We start from the raw sequence: 21,318 nt of genomic DNA on the forward strand, positions 1-21,318 counted from the left end.
AAAGATAAAAAATTTGCAAAAACGAAAAGCCACTAAAAACAAGTGGCTTTTATTGGGAGGGGTTAAACATAAAGAATGGCCTGTACGCGCCAATGGTCAACATGGTTATCTTCCTGCATCTGGATGATTCGATACCAGGAAGCACCCTGCTCATCGGCCTTTAATGCAACTACACGTTCAACGTCTTGCGGGCTCCCCAATATATTATTCACGGAGATCTGGCCTATTTCATTCAGACCCGTTACACAATCAGCACTGGCGAATTCTGCTGACTGTGCGGTTGTGCTCACAAGGCCTGCAGAGAGCAACAGAGAGGTCAAAGCAAGAGTTCGTTTCATCGTCAGCTCCATTTCACATATTTCCGGTATCCGCCGGGCAATCCTTCGCAAATAAACTCACTTCCATTGTCGCGGGCATGGAGTTTATTGTGGGCAGGAAAATGTCTATGGACGCAAAGCAGTGTAAATGTCGTTCAAAGGAAGACCATTACTTATGGTACAAAATTGCCTGTGAGTACCACTGTCCCGTTATGATGGTTTCGTCGATCATAATGATGACGTAATAATCTGCTTTGGCGGCGACGGCTTGTGCTTTTATTGCCTCTTCAGCATCATCCGGGGAGCCGCGAACCAGCGCGGAAACCGTGCCCATTCGCTGTAATCCTTCCGTCTGATTACGACGAATCTCCTGTGGATGATCGGCGACCGGTGGAGCGGGCTGCGGCGTTCCCTGCAGTGCGTTACAGCCACTGAGCAGAGACACCAGCAATAAAGCAGCAAACCTGCGCATAACCATATCTCGTTTCCTGATAGCCATAGTGTAGTTGTCTGTGAATTTAGTTTTGGGGGAATGTTCCCGAAGTGTTATCTGGGACGTATATTTCGAATGAAAATGACGTGAAAGCGTAACCCAGTTCTCAACATTATGAATCATACATTCGGACAGGGTCGACAATGATTGAAATTGAAATACGCCATCTCGGCGACCATGAAATTTTACACGCGATACCTGCGGGAAAACGTGATGTACCGCTGCCTGTTATCGTTTTTTATCATGGGTTTACGTCTTCGAAGCTGGTTTACAGTTATTTTGCGGTGGCGCTGGCTCAGGCCGGCTTTCGGGTGGTGATGCCGGATGCACCTGACCACGGCGCACGCTTTACGGGCAATGAACAGGCGCGACATGGGCAGTTCTGGCACATTCTGCACGGTAGTCTGACCGAGTTTGCAGGCTTGCGTGATGCGCTCTATGAGGCAGGACTGGTGGCTGATAATCGTCTGGCCGTGGCGGGAGCGTCGATGGGGGGCATGACGGCGCTGGGGATTATGACACATCATCCTGAGGTGAAATCCGTAGCCTGCCTGATGGGCTCGGGCTATTTTACTTCACTGGCGAAGACGCTTTTTCCCCCTCAGGATTTAACGAAAATAACCGCGACACTGGAAGAGTGGGAAGTGACCCGGGCATTACCGCGTCTGGCCGATCGCCCGCTGTTGCTGTGGCACGGTGACGCGGATGATGTAGTCCCGCCCGATGGAACCTTCCGTCTCCAACAGTCGCTGCAGCGCGAGGGACTGGATAGCAACCTGACCTGCCTGTGGGAAGCGGGTGTGCGCCACCGTATAACGCCAACAGCGCTGGATGCCACGGTGGCATTTTTCAGCCAGCACCTTTAAACGCGCAGGACTTTCACACCTTGATCCTCCAGTTTCTGGAGGATCTCTGGGTTAGCCCCTTTGCCGGTGATCACCATGTCGATCTGTTCGGCACGGCTGAATAACATCCCTGCGCGCTCGCCCACTTTGCTGCTGTCGACCAGTACAACGAGCTTGCCCACTACGTTAAGCATGTTTTGTTCCGCCATCGCGGTCAGCATATCGGTTTTATACAGTCCATCTGCCGTCAGGCCTTTGCCACTGGTGAACATCCAGTGCCCGGCATAGAGACTGTTTTCACTGTCCTGCGGGCTGAGGGTGATGGACTGACTCTTATTGTACTGGCCGCCCATGATAACGACACTGTCATGCTCCTGATCAATAAGATAGTTGGCGAGCGGTAAGTAGTTGGTGATGATTTGCACCGGTTTGCCGCACATTTCACGGCCCAGCAGAAACGCGGTGGAGCCACAGTTGATCACCACACTTTCACCGGGATTCACCAACTGCGACGCAGCTCTGGCAATACGTACTTTTTCATCATGATTTTGCGCCTGATGAATATTCATCGGCGTCCAGCGCGGGCGCTGCTGGCTGATTGCTTCCGCACCGTTGCGGACCTTTTTCAGTTTACCGCTTTCATCCAACTTATTGATGTCCCGCCGTGCCGTTGCCGGGGAGATCCCTAAACGTTCAATCACTTTCTCGACGGTGATAAACCCTGTTTGCGCCAGGAGTTCCAGGAGAATTTGATGCCGTTGCGCTTCCGTCATGAGCTATTCCGATAAGAATTGATTTGAAAAGATGATATTTGAAATAGCATGAAATTACTAAAATAAATATGAAATCGCCAGACAGAGGTCTGGCGATTTGGATTCACAATCAGAGGAAGGACTTGAACGGCAGATCGGGTTCAATGGTGAAGCAATCATCGAAGCCACGCGGGTAGTGATACTCGAGATTGTCTTTGTCCAGTGGCCAGGTGAATTTGCCCCCTACCTGCCAGATGAATGGCTTGAAGCCATACTTCAGACGATCTTTTTTCATCTCCCACAGTACGCGGATTTCCTGTGGATCAGCCTGGAAATTTGACCAGATATCATGGTGGAACGGGATCACCACTTTGGTGTTCAACGCTTCCGCCATGCGCAGCATATCAGCGCTGGTCATCTTGTCAGTGATGCCACGTGGGTTCTCGCCGTAGGAGCCCAACGCCACGTCAATCTGATGTTCATTACCGTGCTTCGCATAGTAATTGGAGTAGTGAGAGTCACCGCTGTGGTACAGAGAGCCGCCAGGGGTTTTAAACAGATAGTTCACCGCACGTTCGTCCATGCCATCTGGTAATACCCCAGCGGCTTTCTGATCGGCAGGCAGAGTAATCAGTGCGGTACGGTCAAAGGCATCAAGCGCATGGATTTCAATGTCTTTAATTTTCACCACATCTCCCGGCTTCATGACAATGCAGCGCTCTTTCGGTACACCCCAACCAATCCAGAGATCCACGCAGGTCTGCGGTCCGATAAACGGGACGTCATCGGCACAGTTTTGCATGACTGCTGCGGCTACGTTCACGTCGATGTGATCGTTGTGATCGTGCGTTGAGAGAACAGCGTCGATCTGACGAATAGCAAACGGATCAAGCACAAAGGGTGTTGTACGCAGGTTCGGCTGTAATTTTTCCACACCCGCCATGCGCTGCATCTGATGACCTTTTTTCATCAACGGGTTACCGTGGCTCTGTTTGCCCGTACCGCACCAGAAATCGACACAAATGTTCGCCCCACCCTCTGATTTCAGCCAGATACCGGTGCAACCCAGCCACCACATTGCAAAGGTACCAGGAGCAACCTGTTCCTGCTCGATCTCTTCGTTCAGCCAGCTACCCCATTCCGGAAAGGTGCTCAGAATCCATGATTCGCGGGTGATGGTGTTTACTTTACTCATCGTTTGACTCCTGGGTTTAATCAAAAGTAATCATTTAATGATTTGTTATGATTAATGCTGGCACTATTTGACGTACTTTGCAACGGCAAAAATGAGGAATTTTATCTGTTCGACTTCACGGATTATCCGCTTTTGCCTTGTTAGACTATCTCGTACAAATGATTAATTTCATGAATTATAAGGGTTAAATTATTTTCTTCAGATGATGGTGAAAATCATTACTAACAGCATGGAAATAATTTGCGTGATACGTCACAAATAATCAAATGCAATCTTGTGGTGATTATTTGTGATTACTAGAGTGATGGCACCAACCACACAGGGATTGCCCCTCGTGTTCTCATTTCTGGAGAGAGTTATGGAGATCCTCTACAACGTCTTTACCGTGTTCTTTAATCAGGTAATGACTAACGCCCCGCTGTTGCTGGGTATTGTGACGTGCCTGGGTTATATCCTGCTGCGCAAGAGCGTCAGCGTCATTATTAAAGGTACGATTAAGACCATCATCGGCTTCATGCTGTTGCAGGCAGGGTCAGGCATTCTGACCAGCACGTTTAAGCCTGTAGTGGCCAAAATGTCGGAAGTGTATGGCATCAACGGTGCAATCTCTGACACTTACGCCTCAATGATGGCGACCATCGAACGCATGGGTGATGCCTATAGTTGGGTGGGGTATGCGGTACTGCTCGCGCTGGCGCTGAACATTATTTATGTTCTTCTGCGCCGTATTACTGGCATTCGCACCATCATGCTGACGGGACACATCATGTTCCAGCAGGCTGGGCTGATTGCAGTTTCCCTCTATATTTTCGGTTACCCAATGTGGACCACGATTATCTGCACCGCAGTGCTGGTATCGCTCTACTGGGGTATCACCTCCAACATGATGTACAAGCCCACACAGGAAGTGACCGATGGCTGCGGCTTCTCCATTGGGCATCAGCAGCAGTTTGCCTCCTGGATTGCTTACAAAGTTGCGCCATATTTGGGCAAAAAAGAGGAAAGTGTCGAAGACCTCAAGCTACCTGGCTGGCTGAATATCTTCCACGACAACATCGTTTCTACGGCGATTGTTATGACCCTCTTCTTCGGCGCCATTCTGCTCTCCTTCGGCATTGACGTGGTGCAGGCGATGGCAGGGAAAATCCACTGGACGGTCTATATCCTGCAGACCGGTTTCTCCTTCGCGGTGGCGATTTTCATCATCACTCAGGGCGTGCGTATGTTCGTTGCTGAACTGTCTGAAGCCTTTAACGGGATTTCCCAGCGCCTGATTCCTGGCGCAGTACTGGCGATTGACTGTGCGGCTATCTACAGCTTCGCACCGAACGCGGTGGTCTGGGGCTTTATGTGGGGCACCATCGGCCAGTTGATTGCGGTTGGCATCCTGGTGGGTTGCGGCTCTTCCATTCTGATCATTCCTGGCTTTATCCCGATGTTCTTCTCTAACGCCACCATCGGCGTCTTTGCGAACCACTTTGGTGGCTGGCGCGCGGCGCTCAAGATCTGCCTGGTGATGGGCATGGTGGAAATCTTCGGTTGTGTGTGGGCGGTCAAACTCACCGGTATGAGCGCCTGGATGGGTATGGCGGACTGGTCAATTCTGGCACCACCAATGATGCAGGGTTTTGCATCCGTCGGACTGGTCTTTATGGCCGTCATCATTCTGATTGCTCTGGCTTATATGTTCTTCGCTGGCCGCACTCTGCGAGCTGAAGAAGATGCGGAAAAACAAACAGCAGAAGTGTCTGCTCATTAAGGAGTTTCGATTATGACCGTACGTATCCTGGCTGTGTGTGGCAATGGGCAAGGTAGCTCCATGATCATGAAGATGAAAGTGGACCAGTTTTTAACCCAGTCAAACATTGACCACACGGTGAACAGCTGCGCAGTGGGTGAATACAAAAGTGAGCTGAACGGCGCGGACATCATTATCGCCTCTACCCACATCGCCGGTGAAATTAGCGTGTCAGGCAATAAATATGTCGTGGGTGTACGCAACATGCTGTCACCGGCAGATTTCGGCCCCAAGCTGTTGGAAGTAATCAAAGAACATTTTCCACAAGACGTGAAGTAAGGACGCCACATGAAACTACGTGATTCTCTGGCCGAGAATAATTCCATTCTCTTACAGGCTGAGGCCAGCACCTGGCAGGAAGCGGTGAAGCTGAGCGTGGATTTACTGGTTAAGGCTGACGTTGTCGAGCCTCGTTATTACCAGGCCATTCTGGATGGCGTTGCGCAGCACGGCCCTTACTTTGTCATTGCACCGGGCCTGGCCATGCCGCATGGCCGGCCGGAAGAGGGGGTGAAGAAAACCGGCTTTGCCCTGGTGACGCTGAAAACACCGCTGGTGTTTAACCATGAAGATAACGACCCGGTCGACATTCTTATCACCATGGCCGCTGTTGATGCCAATACCCACCAGGAGGTGGGCATCATGCAGATCGTGAATCTGTTTGATGACGAGGCTAATTTCGACCGTTTACGTGCCTGCCGCACCGAGCAGGAAGTGCTGGATTTAATTGATATCGCCACTGCGGCGGCAGTTTAAGAGGAATTGAAAATGTCATTACCTATGTTGCAGGTTGCGCTGGATAACCAGACGCTGTCCCACGCTTACGAAACGACCCGTCTGATTGCAGAAGAAGTGGACATCATCGAAGTTGGAACCATCTTGTGTGTGGGCGAAGGTGTTCGTGCTGTTCGTGACCTGAAGGCGCTCTATCCGCACAAAATCGTGCTGGCGGATGCCAAGATTGCTGATGCCGGCAAAATTCTCTCCCGTATGTGTTTTGAAGCGAATGCTGACTGGGTCACCGTGATTTGCTGTGCAGATATCAACACCGCCAAAGGCGCGCTGGACGTGGCAAAAGAGTTTAACGGCGACGTCCAGATTGAGCTGACCGGTTTCTGGACCTGGGAGCAGGCACAGGAGTGGCGTGATGAGGGTATTCAGCAGGTGGTTTATCACCGTAGCCGTGATGCTCAAGCCGCAGGCGTGGCCTGGGGTGACGCGGATATCAGTGCGATTAAACGTCTGGCTGATATGGGCTTCAAAGTGACCGTTACGGGCGGCCTGGCGCTGGAAGATCTGCCGTTATTCAAGGGTATTCCAATTCACGTCTTTATTGCGGGTCGTAGCATCCGCGATGCGGCCTCCCCGGTAGAAGCGGCGCGTCAGTTCAAACGTTCCATCGCTCAGCTTTGGGGCTAAGGAGCGGGTATGTTGTCAAAACAAGTCCCGCTTGGCATCTATGAAAAGGCACTCCCCGCTGGGGAGTGCTGGCTGGCGCGGTTACGGTTGGCAAAAGAGCTGGGTTTCGATTTTGTCGAAATGTCAGTGGATGAGACAGACGAACGCCTCTCTCGCCTCGACTGGAGCCGTGAACAACGCCTCGCACTCGTGAGCGCTATCGCTGAAACGGGCGTACGCGTGCCTTCCATGTGTCTCAGTGCCCATCGCCGTTTCCCTCTTGGGAGTGAAGATGATGCCGTGCGTGCTCATGGTCTGGAGATCATGCGGAAAGCGATTCGCTTTGCTCAGGACGTCGGCATCCGGGTGATCCAACTGGCGGGTTATGACGTTTACTATCAGGAAGCCAACGATGAAACGCGCCGTCGTTTCCGTGATGGCCTGAAAGAGAGCGTCGAGATGGCAAGCCGTGCGCAGGTGACGCTGGCGATGGAGATCATGGATTATCCGTTAATGAACTCGATCAGCAAAGCGCTGGGCTACGCACACTATCTGAATAATCCGTGGTTCCAGCTCTATCCCGATATCGGCAACCTGTCGGCATGGGATAACGACGTGCAGATGGAATTGCAGGCAGGTATAGGTCATATCGTGGCGGTTCACGTCAAAGATACGCGGCCTGGTGTATTCAAAAACGTTCCGTTCGGCACCGGGGTAGTGGATTTCGAACGGTGCTTCCAGACGCTCAAGCAGACAGGGTATTGCGGGCCTTACCTGATTGAGATGTGGAGTGAAACGTCGGATGACCCGGCTGCGGAAGTGGCGAAAGCACGCGACTGGGTGCGTGAGCGAATGGCGCGGGCGGGTATGCTGGAGGTTGAACATGCTTAAGCTCAAACAGCAGGTCTTTGAGGCCAATATGGATCTGCCGCGTTACGGCCTGGTGACCTTCACCTGGGGTAACGTCAGTGCTATCGATCGCGATCGGGGAGTGATCGCGATTAAGCCAAGCGGTGTGGCGTATGAAACTATGAAAGTGGGCGATATGGTGCTGGTGGATCTCGAAGGAAACGTTGTCGATGGCAAATGGAAACCTTCTTCCGATACGGCCACACATCTGGCGCTTTACCGGCGTTATCCTTCACTGGGTGGTGTTGTGCATACGCACTCAACGCATGCTACAGCCTGGGCTCAGGCGGGTCTGGCAATACCCGCTCTGGGAACAACACATGCAGACTACTTCTTTGGTGACATCCCTTGCACACGGGCACTCACGCAGGATGAAGTGGAAGGTGAGTACGAGCTCAACACCGGTAAAGTGATTATTGAAACGCTGGGAGAGAGTCAGCCGCTGCATACACCGGGCATTGTGGTGTATCAGCACGGTCCGTTCTCGTGGGGTAAAGATGCCCACGACGCTGTCCATAATGCGGTGGTCATGGAGGAAGTGGCACGAATGGCGTGGATTGCCCGCGACATCAACCCACAGCTTCAGGGTATTGATGACTACCTGATGAACAAGCACTTCATGCGTAAGCACGGCCCGAATGCCTATTACGGGCAGAAGTGAGTAAAGACCAAAAAAAGCCCCCGGGCAGGGGGCAAGTCAAACTATGGCTATGTTCTCTTTGTTGGCTTTCCTGGTGCTAGCGTTAAAACGTTATCTGTATATATCTGCACTGGCGTGCATATTGCCGTTGCTACCGGGTTCACGCATCAGAATGACGTGATAGTATGTTGCCCCCTGAGCATCGGTTTCTTTATTAAGAGCCTGATCTGCTTCACTTTCAGTGGCGAAATTATGATTGATGTAGATTACGCCCAAGCTTTGCACATCATCCATGTTTCTGGCCTGCCGGCTGTCTATTTTGATGGCTGCCATCGCGTTTGCACTGAGCAAAAGCGCAGCCATTATGGCTAATACGATTTTTTTCATGATATGCGCTCCACGACTGCGTGCTGTGAGAGAGTGGTGTGATGCTCCTTCTTTAATTCAGATGACCTCTGATTAAAGTGTAATCACTCATTCGGTGGGAAAGCGTGACCATTTCTGATGCAGTTGTTCAAAAAAACAACGCTTCCTGATGTGATTAATTTTAAATCACCCACTTAGACCAGCTTTGCGCTTTGTGCGAATTATTTGTGCAATCAGCTTGAGTTTCCAGGGGCGTGCAAGTATTATGACGCGTCAATTTTTCAGCCGACCTTTAACACGTTCCTTGCCTCCCCGGGCCTCGGCTGACCCAGACAGGAGGCTGAATAATCCGTAAGGAGCAATTCGATGCGTCATTACGAAATCGTTTTTATGGTCCATCCTGACCAGAGCGAACAGGTTCCGGGTATGATCGAGCGCTACACTGGTGCAATCACTGCAGCAGCGGGCACGATCCACCGTCTGGAAGACTGGGGCCGCCGTCAGCTGGCTTATCCGATCAACAAACTGCACAAAGCTCACTACGTTCTGCTGAACGTTGAAGCACCGCAGGAAGTGATCGATGAGCTGGAAACTAACTTCCGCTTCAACGATGCCGTTATCCGCAGCATGGTTATGCGTACTAAACACGCAGTTACCGAAGCATCTCCGATGGTTAAAGCGAAAGACGAGCGCCGTGAGCGTCGCGATGATTTCGCAAACGAAACCGCAGATGATTCTGATGCTGGGGATTCTGAAGAGTAATTTCTGATGACCAACCGTCTGGCGTTGTCCGGCATCGTATGCAGGACTCCCGTTCGAAAGGTCAGTCCATCAGGAATTCCGCATTGCCAGTTCGTGCTTGAGCATCGTTCTGTGCAAGAGGAAGCCGGGTTTCACCGGCAGGCATGGTGCCAAATGCCCGTTATTATTAGCGGACACGAAAACCAGGCCATTACTCACAGTTTAACGGTCGGTAGTGCAGTAATCGTTCAGGGGTTCATCTCTTGCCACAAGGCAAAGAACGGTCTGAGCAAAATGGTCCTGCATGCCGAGCAGATTGATTTGATAGATTCTGGAGACTAGCCATATGGCACGTTATTTCCGTCGTCGCAAGTTCTGCCGTTTCACCGCGGAAGGCGTTCAAGAGATCGACTATAAAGATATCGCAACGCTGAAAAACTACATCACCGAAAGCGGTAAGATTGTCCCAAGCCGTATCACCGGTACTCGTGCAAAATACCAGCGTCAGCTGGCTCGCGCTATCAAACGCGCTCGCTACCTGTCCCTGCTGCCGTACACTGATCGTCATCAGTAATCGGGCACGGTCCATTAATACGACTTTAAGAGGATAAGGTAATGCAAGTTATTCTGCTTGATAAAGTAGCAAACCTGGGCAGCCTGGGTGATCAGGTAAACGTTAAAGCGGGCTACGCTCGTAACTTCCTGGTTCCACAAGGTAAAGCTGTTCCAGCTACCAAGAAAAACGTAGAGTTTTTCGAAGCACGTCGCGCTGAACTGGAAGCCAAACTGGCTGACGTTCTGGCGGCTGCTAACGCTCGCGCTGAGTCAATCAACGCACTGGGCACCGTTACCATCGCGTCCAAATCTGGCGACGAAGGTAAACTGTTCGGTTCCATCGGTACCCGCGATATCGCTGATGCAGTAACTGCTGCTGGCGTTAAAGTGGCTAAGAGCGAAGTTCGTCTGCCGAACGGCGTTCTGCGTACCACTGGTGAGCACGAAGTTGACTTCCAGGTTCACAGCGAAGTGTTCGCTAAACTGGTTGTTAACGTTGTAGCTGAGTAATTTTTTACTCTGCTCACGTTGAAACGCCGGCCTTGTGCCGGCGTTTTGCTTTTTAAAGAACCGGGTTCTTAACGTGCCCTGATAAAACTGCCATCTGGCTGACGGGTAAACAGCACCTGCTGACCATTTCCCGTATCAATCGTTAGCCCGGTGACCACACCGCTGGCATTCTGACGAATTTGCACCATCTGACCATTTTGCAGGTTGCTGAGCGGCTTACCTGAACCCTCCACCTGCGCCATAGCATACACATCCGTTGGTGGCAGGTTATGGTCGCGGAACAGTTGCGCCAGAGTTTTGCCTGGCTCTACGCGATAAGAACGCCACTGCTGCTCGATACCGGTGGGCTGCTGTGTCTGTGGCTCAGCAGAGGCCTGTTCCTGCGGCTGTTCATCCTGAATGGGCTCTGGCTGAACAGGCGCGACCTGGCCCGGATCGTTAGACGGTGCGACCAGCTGTGTCTGCATGGGTTGCGCGTCAGGCTGAGGCCGCGTTTGCGACTGAATGTCCATCTGCGCATTACGGGTGACGGGCGCGGTATTGACATCATCGCCGCCGGAAGGAAGCAGGAAGCCTACGATCACCATCAGCGCGCCGATGATGATCCCTCTGCGATGCAGAGGAGGCAGCGGGTCCATGATGCGAAAATTGTCCGGCGCCTGCCAGATTTTCGCCAGGGTAGGTTTCAGTTCAAATCGCCCGGGCATGGCTCTCCTCCTGCTCCGCGTATTTTTTATCCTGTGCTCCGAAGTATAGTTTGCTAACTGCCTGAACGGCGTAGCAAACCCGACATCCGTGGCATCAGTTCGGGATTAATCCTGGTTGTCTCTATTGTTTCTGTTTCGTCGCGGTTTGTCACCTTAACTTCAGACAAAGTTTTACCCATAAGGGCATGGCTGATATGCTGCCCGCTACTTTAAATGTGATGGAAGGAAATCCCATGACCACCCCGACTTTTGACACTATCGAAGCGCAGGCAAGTTACGGTATCGGCTTGCAGGTAGGACAGCAGCTGAGCGAATCCGGCCTGGAAGGTCTGTTACCTGAAGCGCTGGTGGCGGGTATCGCTGATGCGCTGGAAGGCAAACAGCCTGCCGTTCCGGTTGATGTTGTGCACCGTGCACTGCGTGAAATCCACGAACGTGCTGACGCTGTACGTCGTGCACGTTTTGAAGAGATGGCAGCAGAAGGTGTTAAATTCCTGGAAGAGAACCGCGAGCGTGAAGGTGTGAACAGCACGGAGTCAGGTCTGCAGTTCCGCGTGATCAACCAGGGCGATGGCGCAATCCCGGCTCGCACTGACCATGTTCGTGTGCATTACACCGGTAAACTGATCGACGGTACTGTGTTTGACAGTTCTGTTGCGCGTGGCGAACCGGCTGAATTCCCGGTGAATGGTGTTATCGCGGGCTGGATCGAAGCGCTGACTCTGATGCCAGTTGGTTCCAAATGGGAACTGACTATTCCGCACAACCTGGCTTACGGCGAGCGTGGTGCTGGTGCATCCATCCCGCCATTCAGCACACTGGTCTTTGAAGTCGAGCTGCTGGAAATTCTGTAATCGACTTTTCTTATTTCCTCTCTCCTGCGGGGGAGAGGAAAATAGTGTGAAAACCTATAGTTACGACGTAATCAATATTTTATCTTGCAAACGAAACTGTTGCGTGTATTTTTGTGAACTGTTTCGCGCTGTATGAGTGATATGACACTCACTTTCAACATGTTGTTAACATAATATCTAAATCATAGTATTCATCCCGCCGATTCTTACCTAATATCGATAAGCCCTTACAAAGGGACCGTCATTTTTTTGACGTATTTAAAGGCCAGAAGAGCCTTAACAACACAGACAGGCATAAACAGGAAAATATCACATGGTAGATCAGGTCAAAGTCGTCGCCGACGAAGAGGCGCCGTCTGAACAGTCGCTACGGCGCAATCTCACGAACCGTCATATTCAGCTCATCGCCATTGGAGGCGCCATCGGTACAGGGCTGTTTATGGGGTCAGGCAAAACTATCAGTCTTGCCGGGCCGTCGATCATATTCGTTTATATGATTATCGGTTTTATGCTTTTCTTCGTGATGCGTGCAATGGGTGAATTGCTGCTCTCGAACCTCGAATACAAATCCTTCAGCGATTTTGCTTCTGACCTCCTCGGGCCATGGGCGGGCTATTTCACTGGCTGGACCTACTGGTTCTGCTGGGTCGTCACCGGTATGGCGGACGTTGTGGCGATTACGGCGTACGCGCAGTTCTGGTTCCCCGGTCTTTCGGATTGGGTGGCCTCGCTGGCGGTCATTGTTCTGCTGCTGAGCCTGAACCTCGCCACTGTTAAAATGTTTGGTGAGATGGAGTTCTGGTTCGCGATGATCAAAATCGTGGCCATCGTAGGGCTCATCGTGGTGGGGCTGGTGATGGTTCTCACGCACTTCCAGTCGCCAACGGGCGTTCAGGCCTCGTTTACTCATCTGTGGAATGATGGTGGCTGGTTCCCGAAAGGGATTAGCGGCTTCTTTGCGGGCTTCCAGATTGCGGTATTTGCTTTCGTGGGCATTGAACTGGTGGGGACCACGGCTGCGGAGACCAAAGATCCTGAGAAGTCTCTTCCGCGCGCCATTAACTCTATTCCTGTTCGTATCATCATGTTCTACGTCTTCGCGCTGGTCATCATTATGTCCGTGACGCCGTGGAGCTCCGTCGTGCCAACCAAGAGCCCGTTCGTTGAACTGTTCGTTCTGGTAGGGCTGCCAGCGGCAGCAAGCCTGATTAACTTCGTGGTGCTGACCTCTGCGGCCTCTTCTGCCAACAGTGGCGTGTTCTCAACCAGCCGTATGCTGTTTGGTCTGGCGCAGGAAGGTGTAGCGCCGAGCGCGTTCGCAAAACTGTCTAAACGCGCAGTTCCGGCGAAAGGTCTGACTTTCTCCTGCATGTGCCTGCTGGGTGGTGTGGTGATGCTCTACGTGAACCCGAGTGTTATCGGCGCGTTCACCATGATTACCACGGTTTCGGCGATCCTGTTTATGTTCGTCTGGACCATCATCCTGTGTTCATACCTGGTGTACCGCAAACAGCGTCCGCATCTGCACGAGAAATCGATTTACAAGATGCCACTGGGCAAGCTGATGTGCTGGGTATGTATGGCGTTCTTCGCGTTCGTTATCGTGCTGCTGACGCTGGAAGAGGATACCCGTCAGGCACTGATCGTCACGCCACTGTGGTTTATCGCGCTGGGGCTGGGCTGGATGTTTATCGGTAAGAAACGTATGGCAGGCATGCGTTAAGGATGTTGCCGGGTGGCGCTGACGCTTACCCGGCCTACGTTCGAGGACGTTGTAGGCCCGGTAAGCGCTAGCGCCACCGGGCTTTTTTATTCACCAGCTAATGCTCGGGGGAACAGAACGTTGTTCTCGAGGCTGATGTGTTCCATCAGGTCATCGATCATTTCGTTAATGCCGTTATACATTGCCTTCCAGGTGGTACAGGCTTCTGGCGGCGGTGTAACGTTGTCAGTGGTGTGTTTGATCACTTCCAGCAGCTCGCCTGCGTCATCGTGTTCGCTTTCCATTACGCTGATCGGGCCCATCGCCTGGCTACCCATTCCCTGTTTGATCATCGGGAAGAGGATCTGCTCCTCTTTCATCATATGGCTGGAAAGTTCTTCGTGCAGCATAGTCAGGTATTTCGCCAGGCCGCGCGGGACGGAAGGTTTGTCGGCGTGTACGCGCTCGACCTTGGTCGCCTGCAGGATCAGTTCCGGCAGCTGTTCACGGTGACGATCGTGGTAACGCATGATGATGTGGTCGATAATTTCAGCGAGCGGGGCAGTTCGCCAGTCTTTATCGACGGGCTGCTCGGCCAGCTTCGCCAGCTCGGCTTCAATCACCTCAACGTCCAGCTCCTTGCGTAAGGCCGCGCGTGCCAGGGTTTGCTTACCGCCGCAGCAGTAATCCATGTCGTATTTACGAAACAGCGCAGAAGCGCGAGGAATGGAGAGCGCCAGCTCGCCAAGGGATTGGTCGCGATAGGCCATAGCAGTTACCTCGTTATCAATAATATAAGATGCATATTAAATGCATCTTTAAGCGAGCGCTATAACCCTTTAGAGGGAAGGGGGAAAATGAGATTCGGATCACAAAAAAATATCTCTTTTTAACTCCCTGAATGGACTTAAGAAAGTGGTTTAGAAAGTTTTTAAAGGTGTAGAAACAGTAAACAACCCGCCGCGCCTGCCGATATATCCACGTCAAACAAACCTGCATATAAAAAGGCAACGCATGTTTAAACGTATAAAAGTTATCACCCTTCTGATTTCGGTGCTGCTTGTGCTCGGCATTATGCAACTGATCTCTGCCGGTATCTTTATCAACGCGCTGAACAACGATAAAGACAACTTCACCGTGTCGCAGCTTTCCAGCAAGAATGTGGCGGAGTTTACCGATGCGTGGATCAGTCTGAACCAGGCCCGCGTCACCCTGAACCGCGGGATGTTGCGCCTGCAAAGCAGCATGGCCTCTCAAATTAACGGCGGCCAGCTGAATGAGCTGGTGACGACGGCTAAAAATCTGCTGACTGAAGCACAGGTTCATTATGATAAATACAATGCCTTGCCGAATACTCCTGGTCTGGATCAGAACCTGACTAATCGTCTGGAGGAGCAGTACCGCAATTATTCTGCGACGCTGGCACAAATGAACGTGTTGCTGAGCCAGGGTAATCTGGAAGACATGTTCAAGCAGAATGCCGAGCAAAAACAAAACGCGATGCAGTCGGTTTATCGTGAATGGCGTGAAGCGCAGGCCGCGCTCACTGATAAAGGCATCCGGGATAATGAAAGCGACTACAAACGCATCCTGTGGATCCTCTCGACGGTGATGCTGCTGGTGATTGTGGTCATTATCTCCAGTTGGATCGCCATGCGTCGCGTGCTGCTGCTGCCTCTGGAAGAGGTGATTAACCACATTCGCGCCATTGCGGCAGGGGATTTAACCCAGCCGATTCAGGCTGACGGTAAGAACGAAATGGCGATCCTTGCGCACAACGTTCAGGAGATGCAAGCGTCACTGGCGAATACCGTGGGTGTCGTGCGTCAAGGCGCTGATACTATTTACACCGGGGCGGGTGAAATCTCTGCGGGCAGTAACGATCTCTCTTCACGTACTGAGCAGCAGGCCGCTTCTCTGGAAGAAACGGCAGCCAGCATGGAACAGCTAACGGCAACCGTGAAACAGAACGCCGATAACGCGCGTCAGGCTTCTCGTCTGGCACTGGATGCCTCTTCAACCGCGAAAAAGGGCGGTCATGTGGTGGAAGGTGTGGTACGTACCATGGATGAAATTGCCACCAGTTCCAGCAAAATTGCGCAAATTACTAACGTGATCGACGGAATTGCCTTCCAGACGAATATTCTGGCGCTGAACGCAGCGGTGGAAGCTGCCCGTGCAGGCGAGCAGGGACGTGGTTTTGCGGTAGTGGCGGGGGAAGTGCGTACCCTGGCCCAGCGTAGCGCCCAGGCGGCGAAAGAGATCAAAGCACTGATCGATGATTCCGGCGAGCGCGTGAACGCAGGTTCTCAGCTGGTTAATGAAGCGGGCGCGACGATGGCGGAAATTGTCAGTGCAGTTACTCGCGTCACCGACATCATGGGCGAAATTGCTTCTGCGTCTGACGAACAGAGCCGTGGTATTGATCAGGTTGGTCAGGCCGTGGCAGAGATGGATCGCGTCACCCAGCAGAACGCCTCGCTGGTGGAGGAGTCTGCGGCAGCAGCGGCAGCGCTGGAAGATCAGGCTGCACGTCTGAACGAAGCGGTGGCGGTGTTTAAAATTATCCGCAACCAGACGGTCAAAGCGGCTCCGGTGAAAACCTATGCACCAAAGGCGCAGCCCGTAGCGGCTGCGTCTGAGGCCAACTGGGAAACGTTCTAACTCTCCGAAGCCGGAACAACCATTGGTTTTTCCGGCTTCGCTCTTACCGCAATCACCACCCCGATGACCAGTAACGCGATCCCGCAGGCTGTGAATAACGGTGGCACGCTCTGGCGCATCAGGAAGGTGTAAAGCAGCCCGGCAAGGGTTTCGAAAACAATCAACGGCCCTAAAATCACCGTCGGCAGCTTCTGACTGGCAATATTCCAGCACAGCGCACCCACCCATGAGCACAGCACCGCAATCGCAACCATCAGGCCAATAAACACCCAGGGTCTCGGCCCAAAGGGTTGGGCGAATTCTGGCTGCTGGTGACCTAACCAGATGCACGCACCAAGATATCCCACCAGTGAGACAGGCAACGTGACCAGTGCCTGTGCCGTCGCCCACATCATCGGGTGTTTATCCGGGTTTTCCCGCAGCCAGCGTGCGTTACGCAGGGCATACCATGCCCAGCATGCCACGGAAATAAACGCCAGCAGGATACCGGAACCGTAACGCCACAGATCAGCATCTGCCAGCCCATGACTCAGCTCGGCAATATTGACGCATACAAGACCGATTGCGATACACATTAGCGCCGGAGCCATCTTTGACCAGGCCAGTTTGCCATCGCGATGGCTGTAAAGCAGGTTCGCAAAAACGGGAATGACGACCGGCAGTGTGCCGATAATCATGGTCGATACCGGTGCACCTGTGCGCTGAATGGCACTCGCCAGACAGACATAATAGATAAGGTTACCCATCATGGTCAGCGCCAGCGCGGTACCCCAGTCTTTGCGGTTGAGTTGACGTAAACGCGCGCGTCCCAGCCACGCCAGGGGCAGGGCAATCAGCCCCAGCGCCAGGTAACGTCCGGTCGACTGTAGTATTGCCGGATATTCGGGCACGATCAGCGGGCCGACAAAGATTAACCCCCACATCATCCCTGCCAGCAGGGCATACAACACACCACTAATCATTTTTCCATCCACAGGTATTTACGCTGTACTCAGTGTAGGAGGGGCAAAGCGGCGCGTATTGTATGAGATTGCGCTTTAGCGCCGGGTGACCTGCTTCTGATAGCGCACGGGGGTAATGCCGTAGCGACGGGTAAACGCGCGGGTTAAATGTGACTGGTCGGTTAGCCCGGTTGCGGCGGCGACTTCGGCTGCAGGCATACCGTGCGTGAGGAACGCTTTGGCCCGCCACAGACGGATGGCCATCAACATCTGATGCGGCGTAACGTGAAAGTGGGCTTTGAACTGGCGCAGGAAATGGTACGGGCTCAGCGAGACAACGTTAGCCAGTTCATCCAGCGTCAGGGCGTGCATATAGTTATCGTGCAGATACTCGCGTACTCGTTCGAAACGGTGTGCGCCTTCGTGGATCAGCGGCGCGTGATGGGCGAGCGGCTGGAAAGTGTCAATGAGATCCAACAAAAGCCCTTTTTGAGCCAGCGGGTCGTCCGTATGCCACAGACCATAGATGAGCCTGCCGATTTGCTGTGAGCGTAGCGGGTCATAACGGGTGGCATCGCTAAACCACCAGTGGCGAAGGCCGGTCACCTCTTCCAGCAGATCGGGGTCGATATAGACCATCCGGTAACGCCAGCCACCTTCGGTGGCGGACTCGCCAGTGTGGATCTCGTCCGGATTCATGGTGACAACGGATTTTTCAGACGCGAGGTGCTGGGTACCGCGATAGCGAAAGCGTTCCGCACCGGTCTCAATGGTGCCGATTCCAAAGGCTTCGTGGGTGTGAGGCTCAAAGGCGTATTCAGAAATATGCGCGTGATAAAGTTCAAGGCCCGGCAGTTCCGCCAGATGGCGAAAGCGCGCACTGTCTCTCTCATCAAAAAAATGTTCCGGTACACCTTGCACGTTGAATCTCCTCACGGGTCATCTTTCCATTATCAAAGATGACCCGAGGGGATGCCACAAAAAATAACCAGTTCGTAACAATTACAGGATAGCGCTGACGCTGGCTGCCAGCGAAGTGGTTGGGCGACCGATCAGTCAGGTTCTGATACGTCACGTTCTTGCCGCTTTGCTTGCTGAGTTCTGCAGCCAGATCACTCAGTGTCCAGCTATTGTCACCCGCCAGTTCGTAAATCTTGCCAGCATGACCTTCTTCAGCGATGACTTTTGCTGCCGCAGCAGCGTAATCCGCACGTGTGGCAGAGGCAATTTTGCCGTCACCCGCAGCGCCAATAAACACGCCATGCTCCAGAGCAGGCGGTGCGCTCGCCAGATAGTTTTCGGTATACCAGCCGTTGCGCAGCAGGGCATAAGGAATGCCGGACGCCGCCAGCGGCTTTGGCGGCATTAATCACATTCTGGTGTTGAGTGGCGCGCTGGCCGACTTCGCTGGAGGAGATCAGCAGCAGTGTATCCACACCACTCAGCACGGTGGTGAATGCGGCTTCGTCAGTGTAATCCGCCTCTTGAGTGCACCTAAAAAGCGCACACAATACATCAATTTAGCTAACTAGAGACATTATCCGTGCTTTTATTTATTTTAGATTTGAAAATTTATTGCTCTAATTTTGGACTTTATTATCTTTGTATTTGGTTATTCTTGGGGGCATTCTAAATAAATAGAAATAACTTTTTTGTGGCGGTGGAATGGCTAAACTTATTAATGCAATCATGGTAATGGTACTTGCTCTCTTCTCATGGCATGCGAATGCTAGCTATTGTAACCCGTCGCCAAGTACCACAATCTCTATTTCAGGGAATTATACAGTACAGCGAGATGCTCCTTCAGGGACATTGCTATCTTCGTGGTTCACTGCAGACTGGTGGCCTTACACATGGTGTGCAACTGACCCTGGAGATGGTCCATGGTTTCATATAGCTGCTTCAAAAAATCCGACAGCTATGACTACCAGTGTTGATGGCTTAACGCTTCCGGTGTATGCGACCAATGTAGCAGGCATTGGCTATGTCATTAAAACGAGGGGAGGGATGTCCTGGGATAATTATCAATGGACGACGGGTTGGTCTGACTATGCAGCAATACCTACCTCAACAGCATACCAGGATGTTCCTAACTCAGGTTACTGGAATGCAGGAGTTGTCTCTCAAGGGTATTATTCCGGGTTAGGCATTGCGATAAGACTTGTCAAATATGATGTAACTGATTCAGGCGTAGTAACGTTGGGAAATATCGCAACGTCATATGCAAACACTAATAACAATCCTTCCAATCCAGGAACTGGAACGATTTCTGTTGTAGGCTCAGCGAATATAACCACTCTTGCTTGCTCCTTGACAAATACTACCCTGGCTTTTGATATGGGAAATGTTCAAACCTCCATTTTTACCGCTGTTGGCACAGTTTCAGAGAAATCTCCAGAACAACACGTCGGTTTAAATTGTGATTCAAATGCAAATATTAATGTCACCCTGACAGGTACGCAAAATCCAGACATGGCTAACGATCCATCCATATTAGCGCTATCCACATCAGAAAAGAGCAGTACAGGTATTGGTGTCCAAATTCTTTATGGAGAAACACCTCTAAAACTCAATCAGATTATACCTGTTAAAACCTCCCCAGGAGGAACTGAGTCCTTGTCGTTTACATCTCGATATTATCAGACAAAAAGCACTGTCACGGCTGGTGTAGCAAATGCAGTTGCAGTATTAAATATTTCGTATCAATAAAAATACTGGTGGTTTTTTGTAAGCATCCCAGTGTAAGCACACCCGTTTTAGTTCCACGCACTTTTTGAGAGTTCCGGTCTTTCAACTATCAGCCGGTATTCCTCCGGCGTCAGGTTATTCAGGGATTCATGAGGACGCTCGCTGTTGTATTCATTCAGCCTGCGTTCCGTGATTTCCTGTGCTTCATTCAGTGTTCTGAACAGGTAAAAATCCAGGATTTCTGTCCGGTACGTCCGGTTGAATTGTTCAATAAACGCATTCTGCGTCGGCTTACCTGGCTTGATAAATATCAGTGCCACACCATGCTCTTCAGTCCACTGCGCAAGTGTCAGCGAGACCAGTTCCGGGCCGTTGTCCATTCTCAGTTTCAGCGGATACCCCCGGTTCGCCACTATCCTGTCCAGCACTTGATCACCCGCTGCGCCGGAATATTCAGATCAATTTCTATTGCGAGGGCTTCACGGTTAAAGTCATCCACCACATTGAAGGTCCGGAAACGCCTGCCGCAGACGAGTGCATCATGCATAAAGTCTATTGACCAGCTTTGGCGGATGCTTATGGCAAATTGTGCCGTCAGATAGCTGACGAGCTCCCACTTTATCGCTGGTTTTAAAGCTTTTTTTCGATAATGTCTTTCAGTGCCCGGCATTAACGGCTGAGATTAGCAAACATCTGTTTTAATCGCCGGTTTTCATTCTCCAGGTCTTTCATCTTCTTGATATCAGACGCTTCTATACCGCCAAACTTCGCTTTCCAGTTCTAATAGCTGGCTTCAGAGATACCGGCTTCACGGCAGACATCCTTAACGGTACGTCCGGCTTCGGCGGACTTCAGAACGGCAATGATCTGGTGTTCGGTGAATCGGGCTTTACGCATGGCGTTCTCCTCATAAGACATAATCAGTATGTCGGAAGATCTCTAAAGGTGAATGGTGCGTTTTGCAGGGATACTTACATAACATATTGGATTAAAGGAAGTAACTGACTAATTATCTATAAAGAGATCCAAATTAATCAAATGGCGATATTTTTTATACCGATCAATATCAATATAATGATCGGTATTATCTATTGAAAGTATGATTTGTGGGATGAGTTGAATGTCCAAACATGTCCATTTGATCTTAATGTTATTTTTGTGTGCGTTTGGGTAATGACTCCAACTTATTGATAGTGTTTTATGTTCAGATAATGCCCGATGACTTTGTCATGCAGCTCCACCG

At 51.6% G+C, this 21,318-nt stretch carries 25 protein-coding genes and 2 pseudogenes; 15 read left to right on the forward strand and 12 right to left on the reverse strand.

Going from position 1 to position 21,318, the window contains the following annotated elements; all coding sequences use genetic code 11:
- Positions 1-62: 62 nt before the first annotated feature.
- Both yjfN and bsmA read right to left on the reverse strand, forming a co-directional pair.
- Positions 63-350 (reverse strand): DUF1471 family protease activator YjfN, encoded by a 288-nt coding sequence (gene yjfN / locus V6E55_RS12265; RefSeq protein ID WP_410493452.1) that lies wholly within the window; start codon positions 348-350, stop codon positions 63-65.
- A 136-nt stretch (positions 351-486) separates the two neighbouring features.
- A complete protein-coding gene (bsmA, locus tag V6E55_RS12270) occupies positions 487-816 on the reverse strand; it encodes a biofilm peroxide resistance protein BsmA (protein ID WP_028016449.1) in 330 nt (109 codons plus the stop codon).
- Between the two features lie 137 nt (positions 817-953).
- Here bsmA and yjfP point away from each other — a divergent pair, with 137 nt between their 5' ends.
- Positions 954-1,676 (forward strand): esterase, encoded by a 723-nt coding sequence (gene yjfP / locus V6E55_RS12275; RefSeq protein ID WP_316942913.1) that lies wholly within the window; start codon positions 954-956, stop codon positions 1,674-1,676.
- Here yjfP and ulaR read toward each other — a convergent pair.
- Complete coding sequence (gene ulaR, locus V6E55_RS12280) at positions 1,673-2,428, reverse strand: HTH-type transcriptional regulator UlaR (protein ID WP_114979639.1); 756 nt, start codon at positions 2,426-2,428, stop codon at positions 1,673-1,675. The genes yjfP and ulaR overlap by 4 nt on opposite strands.
- Before the next feature lie 109 nt (positions 2,429-2,537).
- Positions 2,538-3,602 (reverse strand): L-ascorbate 6-phosphate lactonase, encoded by a 1,065-nt coding sequence (ulaG, locus tag V6E55_RS12285; RefSeq protein ID WP_010427455.1) that lies wholly within the window; start codon positions 3,600-3,602, stop codon positions 2,538-2,540.
- Positions 3,603-3,960: 358 nt separating this feature from the next.
- Here ulaG and ulaA point away from each other — a divergent pair, with 358 nt between their 5' ends.
- From ulaA to V6E55_RS12315, 6 genes are read left to right on the forward strand one after another with little or no spacing between them, the layout of a single operon-like run.
- The gene (gene ulaA / locus V6E55_RS12290) at positions 3,961-5,361 is read left to right on the forward strand and encodes a PTS ascorbate transporter subunit IIC (protein ID WP_316942914.1); all 1,401 of its coding nucleotides are present in this window, start codon (positions 3,961-3,963) and stop codon (positions 5,359-5,361) included.
- A 12-nt stretch (positions 5,362-5,373) separates the two neighbouring features.
- Positions 5,374-5,679: a PTS ascorbate transporter subunit IIB gene (gene ulaB / locus V6E55_RS12295; protein WP_003856022.1), complete on the forward strand. Its 306-nt coding sequence runs from the start codon at positions 5,374-5,376 to the stop codon at positions 5,677-5,679.
- Between the two features lie 9 nt (positions 5,680-5,688).
- Positions 5,689-6,156, forward strand: a complete 468-nt coding sequence (gene ulaC, locus V6E55_RS12300) for a PTS ascorbate transporter subunit IIA (protein WP_028016454.1) — start codon at positions 5,689-5,691, stop codon at positions 6,154-6,156.
- A 12-nt stretch (positions 6,157-6,168) separates the two neighbouring features.
- A complete protein-coding gene (ulaD, locus tag V6E55_RS12305) occupies positions 6,169-6,819 on the forward strand; it encodes a 3-keto-L-gulonate-6-phosphate decarboxylase UlaD (protein WP_316942915.1) in 651 nt (216 codons plus the stop codon).
- A 9-nt stretch (positions 6,820-6,828) separates the two neighbouring features.
- Entirely contained in the window at positions 6,829-7,689 is an 861-nt protein-coding gene (locus V6E55_RS12310) for an L-ribulose-5-phosphate 3-epimerase (RefSeq protein WP_316942916.1), read from the forward strand.
- Complete coding sequence (locus V6E55_RS12315) at positions 7,682-8,368, forward strand: L-ribulose-5-phosphate 4-epimerase (protein ID WP_316942917.1); 687 nt, start codon at positions 7,682-7,684, stop codon at positions 8,366-8,368. The genes V6E55_RS12310 and V6E55_RS12315 overlap by 8 nt, the downstream gene beginning before the upstream one ends.
- Positions 8,369-8,458: 90 nt before the next feature.
- On the opposite strand, the gene yjfY is transcribed toward V6E55_RS12315, so the two are convergent.
- Entirely contained in the window at positions 8,459-8,734 is a 276-nt protein-coding gene (yjfY, locus tag V6E55_RS12320) for a DUF1471 family protein YjfY (RefSeq protein WP_028016457.1), read from the reverse strand.
- Positions 8,735-9,079: 345 nt separating this feature from the next.
- Here yjfY and rpsF point away from each other — a divergent pair, with 345 nt between their 5' ends.
- Genes rpsF through rplI form a run of 4 tightly spaced genes read left to right on the forward strand, consistent with a single transcriptional unit; the run spans position 9,080 to position 10,519 of the window.
- On the forward strand, positions 9,080-9,475 hold the full coding sequence (gene rpsF, locus V6E55_RS12325) for a 30S ribosomal protein S6 (protein ID WP_014830397.1): 396 nt from the start codon (positions 9,080-9,082) through the stop codon (positions 9,473-9,475).
- Positions 9,476-9,481: 6 nt separating this feature from the next.
- Positions 9,482-9,796 carry a primosomal replication protein N gene (priB, locus tag V6E55_RS12330; RefSeq protein ID WP_316942918.1) on the forward strand — a complete coding sequence of 105 codons (315 nt, stop codon included), beginning with the start codon at positions 9,482-9,484 and terminating at the stop codon, positions 9,794-9,796.
- A 4-nt stretch (positions 9,797-9,800) separates the two neighbouring features.
- On the forward strand, positions 9,801-10,028 hold the full coding sequence (rpsR, locus tag V6E55_RS12335) for a 30S ribosomal protein S18 (RefSeq protein WP_000135199.1): 228 nt from the start codon (positions 9,801-9,803) through the stop codon (positions 10,026-10,028).
- A gap of 41 nt (positions 10,029-10,069) precedes the next feature.
- On the forward strand, positions 10,070-10,519 hold the full coding sequence (gene rplI, locus V6E55_RS12340) for a 50S ribosomal protein L9 (RefSeq protein ID WP_114979632.1): 450 nt from the start codon (positions 10,070-10,072) through the stop codon (positions 10,517-10,519).
- Between the two features lie 68 nt (positions 10,520-10,587).
- Here rplI and V6E55_RS12345 read toward each other — a convergent pair whose 3' ends face one another.
- Complete coding sequence (locus V6E55_RS12345; protein WP_316942919.1) at positions 10,588-11,226, reverse strand: OapA family protein; 639 nt, start codon at positions 11,224-11,226, stop codon at positions 10,588-10,590.
- Positions 11,227-11,459: 233 nt separating this feature from the next.
- Here V6E55_RS12345 and fklB point away from each other — a divergent pair, with 233 nt between their 5' ends.
- Both fklB and cycA read left to right on the forward strand, forming a co-directional pair.
- Positions 11,460-12,080 carry an FKBP-type peptidyl-prolyl cis-trans isomerase gene (fklB, locus tag V6E55_RS12350; RefSeq protein ID WP_028016460.1) on the forward strand — a complete coding sequence of 207 codons (621 nt, stop codon included), beginning with the start codon at positions 11,460-11,462 and terminating at the stop codon, positions 12,078-12,080.
- 313 nt (positions 12,081-12,393) lie between these two features.
- Positions 12,394-13,803 carry a D-serine/D-alanine/glycine transporter gene (gene cycA, locus V6E55_RS12355; RefSeq protein WP_114979630.1) on the forward strand — a complete coding sequence of 470 codons (1,410 nt, stop codon included), beginning with the start codon at positions 12,394-12,396 and terminating at the stop codon, positions 13,801-13,803.
- An 86-nt stretch (positions 13,804-13,889) separates the two neighbouring features.
- Here cycA and ytfE read toward each other — a convergent pair whose 3' ends face one another.
- Entirely contained in the window at positions 13,890-14,552 is a 663-nt protein-coding gene (ytfE, locus tag V6E55_RS12360; protein WP_316942920.1) for an iron-sulfur cluster repair protein YtfE, read from the reverse strand.
- 244 nt (positions 14,553-14,796) lie between these two features.
- Between ytfE and V6E55_RS12365 the strand changes: the two genes are divergently transcribed.
- Complete coding sequence (locus V6E55_RS12365; protein ID WP_129996838.1) at positions 14,797-16,446, forward strand: methyl-accepting chemotaxis protein; 1,650 nt, start codon at positions 14,797-14,799, stop codon at positions 16,444-16,446.
- Here the strand turns inward: V6E55_RS12365 and V6E55_RS12370 are convergent.
- From V6E55_RS12370 to V6E55_RS12380, 3 genes and pseudogenes are all read right to left on the reverse strand, one after another.
- On the reverse strand, positions 16,443-17,408 hold the full coding sequence (locus V6E55_RS12370) for a DMT family transporter (RefSeq protein WP_316942922.1): 966 nt from the start codon (positions 17,406-17,408) through the stop codon (positions 16,443-16,445). The genes V6E55_RS12365 and V6E55_RS12370 overlap by 4 nt on opposite strands.
- Positions 17,409-17,483: 75 nt before the next feature.
- The gene (locus V6E55_RS12375) at positions 17,484-18,308 is read right to left on the reverse strand and encodes an AraC family transcriptional regulator (RefSeq protein WP_316942923.1); all 825 of its coding nucleotides are present in this window, start codon (positions 18,306-18,308) and stop codon (positions 17,484-17,486) included.
- A gap of 130 nt (positions 18,309-18,438) precedes the next feature.
- Positions 18,439-18,874: pseudogene (locus V6E55_RS12380) on the reverse strand (KR domain-containing protein); the annotation flags it as partial.
- A gap of 178 nt (positions 18,875-19,052) precedes the next feature.
- On the opposite strand from V6E55_RS12380, the gene V6E55_RS12385 reads away from it, so the two are divergent.
- Positions 19,053-20,096 carry a fimbrial protein gene (locus V6E55_RS12385; protein WP_316942924.1) on the forward strand — a complete coding sequence of 348 codons (1,044 nt, stop codon included), beginning with the start codon at positions 19,053-19,055 and terminating at the stop codon, positions 20,094-20,096.
- Between the two features lie 47 nt (positions 20,097-20,143).
- On the opposite strand, the pseudogene V6E55_RS12390 reads toward V6E55_RS12385, so the two are convergent.
- Both V6E55_RS12390 and V6E55_RS25830 read right to left on the reverse strand, forming a co-directional pair.
- Positions 20,144-20,972, reverse strand: a pseudogene (locus V6E55_RS12390) (integrase core domain-containing protein).
- A 287-nt stretch (positions 20,973-21,259) separates the two neighbouring features.
- A complete protein-coding gene (locus V6E55_RS25830) occupies positions 21,260-21,316 on the reverse strand; it encodes an IS1 family transposase (RefSeq protein ID WP_003032489.1) in 57 nt (18 codons plus the stop codon).
- Between the last annotated feature and the right edge of the window lie 2 nt (positions 21,317-21,318).

It is taken from the genome of Enterobacter sp. 342 (assembly GCF_036663495.1).
Classification (GTDB): Bacteria; Pseudomonadota; Gammaproteobacteria; order Enterobacterales; family Enterobacteriaceae; genus Enterobacter.